The organism is Iodobacter sp. BJB302, assembly GCF_002735645.1.
Lineage (GTDB): Bacteria > Pseudomonadota > Gammaproteobacteria > Burkholderiales > Chitinibacteraceae > Iodobacter.
The window spans coordinates 1-3,499 of the sequence record NZ_PDZG01000140.1 but is presented as its reverse complement, the minus strand read 5'-3'; the positions used below and the strand labels follow the sequence as shown (position 1 = coordinate 3,499).

Annotated in this window: 5 protein-coding genes and 1 pseudogene; 1 reads left to right on the top strand and 5 read right to left on the bottom strand. The window is 48.4% G+C overall.

Translation table 11 applies throughout. From position 1 onward, the window contains the following. Positions 1-472 precede the first annotated feature (472 nt). From CSQ88_RS22075 to CSQ88_RS23720, 5 genes are all read right to left on the bottom strand, one after another. Complete coding sequence (locus CSQ88_RS22075) at positions 473-1,270, bottom strand: B12-binding domain-containing protein (RefSeq protein WP_099400211.1); 798 nt, start codon at positions 1,268-1,270, stop codon at positions 473-475. Between the two features lie 133 nt (positions 1,271-1,403). Next, complete coding sequence (locus tag CSQ88_RS22070) at positions 1,404-1,805, bottom strand: ClpXP protease specificity-enhancing factor (RefSeq protein ID WP_099400210.1); 402 nt, start codon at positions 1,803-1,805, stop codon at positions 1,404-1,406. An 84-nt stretch (positions 1,806-1,889) separates the two neighbouring features. Further along, the gene (locus CSQ88_RS22065; protein ID WP_046351697.1) at positions 1,890-2,495 is read right to left on the bottom strand and encodes a glutathione S-transferase N-terminal domain-containing protein; all 606 of its coding nucleotides are present in this window, start codon (positions 2,493-2,495) and stop codon (positions 1,890-1,892) included. A 130-nt stretch (positions 2,496-2,625) separates the two neighbouring features. Further along, entirely contained in the window at positions 2,626-2,805 is a 180-nt protein-coding gene (locus CSQ88_RS23095; protein ID WP_180273775.1) for a hypothetical protein, read from the bottom strand. After that, positions 2,747-3,049, bottom strand: a complete 303-nt coding sequence (locus tag CSQ88_RS23720) for a response regulator (RefSeq protein WP_099400209.1) — start codon at positions 3,047-3,049, stop codon at positions 2,747-2,749. Before CSQ88_RS23720 ends, CSQ88_RS23095 begins: the two co-directional genes overlap by 59 nt. A 105-nt stretch (positions 3,050-3,154) precedes the next feature. Between CSQ88_RS23720 and CSQ88_RS22055 the strand changes: the two are divergent. After that, a pseudogene (locus CSQ88_RS22055) lies at positions 3,155-3,499 on the top strand (transposase); the annotation flags it as partial.

Below are 3,499 nucleotides of genomic sequence, written 5' to 3'. Positions count from 1 at the left end.
CGGAAATGCAGTACCGATTTAATCGGCGTTTTGATTTGTGTGCCCTTATCCCACGCATGCTACATGCCTTACTCATTGCTAAGCCTTGCCCGCTTGGGCGATTAACTGAGCAAGAGACATAATCAGGTTCTTTTATATCGTACTCACTGATTATCTCGATATTGCCGTTGCGGCAATACACGATGCCCCTCTGAGAATGCCCGGAGCCCTGGCTGTCTATAAAGTTAAGAATACCCCGGTGCAAAACGCCATCTTCATTGCACCCAATCTGGGCGATAAGGGCGCTGAAATCAGGGGTGCTTATAAAAGGGCTAATATCGTAGGGCCTTGAGGCCGGGTCTTGCCGGAGCCGCTGATAAAAGCCATCGTTGGCATCGATGATATTGCCCTCCCTGCTAAGGATGGCATAGCTGATTGAAACCAGTGCTCTCAGCATGGGGGGAATCATCGTTTGCGGGGGCTGAGAAGGGCATCAGATTGTTTCTATCTGAGCAAGATCTGCTGAAGGCGACCAGCTGTCGGCCTTCAGCGTGCGCCACATTTCACTTAGTGCGTTGGTGCAAAGCCCTCCTATCATGATCTGCGGGCGATGCTCACCAAACTCCCCGTGAATAGCTGCGATGGTCCGCCTCAGGGTATCTAAATGCTGGGCTTGAGAAACCGATAAGCCAACCAGCTCTGGCTGCCAGGCTGAAATCTGTGAGAGTAAAGCCGTTATGGGCAGATTTGCTCCCAGCTGTTGTACCTGCCAGCCTGCCAGCTCGAATGAATCAGCCACCATCCGTATCCCGATCGAGTGCAAATTGCCTTCTACGCAGGCAAATAAGGCTCGTTTTCCATTGGGAGGGGAGAAATCAGCAAGGCTATACAGATATGCCAGCTCATTTTGCACAATGGCTGTAGCCAGATGTTTCTGGGCGACGCTGATTTGGGTTTGTTGCCACAGCTGGCCAATCTGATACATAGCGGGTTGTAAGAGGTGGGTCGCAATATATATATACCCGGCTCCATTAAGGCGTGCCTGCTGCAGCAGCTCATGGGCTTCACTAATATGGCCTGCTATCAGCTTGCCTGTCAGTAAGTCCGTATCCTGGTGAGGCACAGGCAGGCACTGCATAAATGCGGGAATCTGTGCTGATACTCTGGCTGCAGAAAGAGCGCTGCTGGCATCGTTGAAAATGCCTGAAACAATGGCGTGATCAATGGGGGTGAGTTTGTGTTCAAAATAGTCAGCAAGCAGCCAGCCTGAATCAAGATTAATGAAATGCAATTAGAAGATAAAATGAGTGTAGTTTGAAACGGGCAGATGTACACCGCAGATGGGGGCTTATTTGGTGAATAGCTGGCGGATGCTGTTGGCCGCCGGCAGGCATAAAAAATCCCACCGCAGGGGTGGGATTTTTTTACTTAACCACTCGCAGCTGTGGTTTGCCTGTAGGGCGGGGCGGAGTGTCATCCGGGCCTTCGTCAGCTGTTTCTGTTGCTTCATTCGGGCCTTCGTATTCAAAGCCCATACCTTCTCCGTTTTCACGCGAAAAGATAGAAACCACACAGCCAACGGGTACCATGATTTCTCTGGAAACACCGCTAAAGCGCGCAGAAAAGCTGATGTAGTCGTTACCAATGCTGAGATTGTGCGTGGCGTTATAACTGATATCCAGCACAATTTCGTTGTTTTTAACGTGCTCCATTGGCACTTGCAGCTTGCCCATCACACGCACAACCAGATAAGGCGTGTAGCCATGGTCCGAACACCATTCATGCAGTGCACGAATTAAATAAGGCTTGGTGGAGACGGTTTGCATAGTTTGTCCTTGGTGACTGGAGAGTGGGGAATGGTGAGCGGGATGATGTAAGTGCCTGCTCACGATTCCCTCTATGCCTGCAATTTACTTACGCATCGCTTTTTCGTTAGCTGTCAGCGAATCAATAAAGGCCTGACGGCTAAATAGGCGCTCACCATATTTCATGATTGGCGCAAGTGCCTTGGTTACTTCGATACCATAGTGCTCAAAGCGCCAGATCAGTGGAGCAATGGCTACATCCAGCATGGAGAACTCTTCGCCCAGCATGAATTTTTGCTTGGCAAACAAAGGTGCGATTTGGGTCAGGTTATCGCGGATGGTTGCGCGGGCCTTTTCCATTTCTTTCTTGGTTGTGCCGCTGGTTTCCAGTGTTTTAACGTGGATAAACAGCTCGCGTTCAAAGTTAAATAACATCAGACGGGCACGGGCGCGCATCACAGGATCCGCTGGCATCAGCTGCGGGTGCGGGAAACGCTCGTCGATATACTCGTTAATGATGTTTGATTCATACAATGTCAGATCGCGCTCAATCAGTACGGGCACTTCATTGTATGGATTCATCACTGCTAAATCTTCTGGCTTGCTGTGAACATCGACGTCGATGATTTCGAAATCCATGCCCTTTTCAAACAAGACAATGCGGCAGCGGTGGCTAAACGGGCAGGATGTACCGGAATACAGCTTCATCATGGTGACGGATCTCTGCAAAAGTATATGAATTGCAGCATTCTACGCATTTTGGCGGCTTTAATCCAGAAAACGAATATAACGATATGATTTTTAAGAAAAAAATGTAATAAATGACAAAGCGTTTTTTGGCTTAACTTGTTTCATCATCATCTAAAAGCACAGAGCCATCCGGCCCCCAGTTCACTTGCGTAAGGCTGTGCTTATGCGATTCACTGCGGATTTTTCGCAGCTCATCGGCCAGCTGCAGGTTTTCAAGTGCCAGTTTTTGAAAACGCAGCGCACCTGCAACGGCAGAGCGTAATCGAGCCATGCATCTGGGGCATGCGCTGATCAGAAATAATGACGTGAATTGAATTTAAGGCCAGTAATTCAAGTGCATCAAGTGCCGATGTGCTGGTAAAGATTTGATAACCACTGCGGCGAAACAGCCGCTTGAGTGCATTCAGAATATCCGGCTCATCATCAACAATAAGTAGTGTGCGTGAATTTTGTTCTCTTATTTTATTTTTAAAAGGCTGTTTTTTTACATTGGCAATAAATTGTATCAAATTCATCTGCAGGGGTAATCCCCCCACAAAACCAGCTCATTTTTAAGTAGAATTTTCTCGCAGTCTTTGAGGAGCTTCTACATGAAAGCCGTGGGCAATTGATAACACCAGATGATGTCAATTTTAAAGCAAGCCGAAGTCGGTTCAACCGTTCCTGATCTGTGCCGCGAGCACGGTATGAGCTCTGCCTCTTTTTATAAGTGGCGCGCTAAGTTTGGTGGTATGGACGTCTCGATGATGACGCGCATGAAAGAGCTGGAGGATGAAAACAAGCGCCTTAAAAAGATGTATATCGAAGCCCAGATGCAAGCGGATATCATCAAGGAGGGCATGTCAGAAATCATCTGAAACATCTCAACGTCGTGAGATGGCTCACTGGGCCGTTGAAACCAAGTCCGTCTCCATTCGTGCGGCTTGCGCCAGCTTTGCAATTAGCACGACTTGCTATCGTTATAT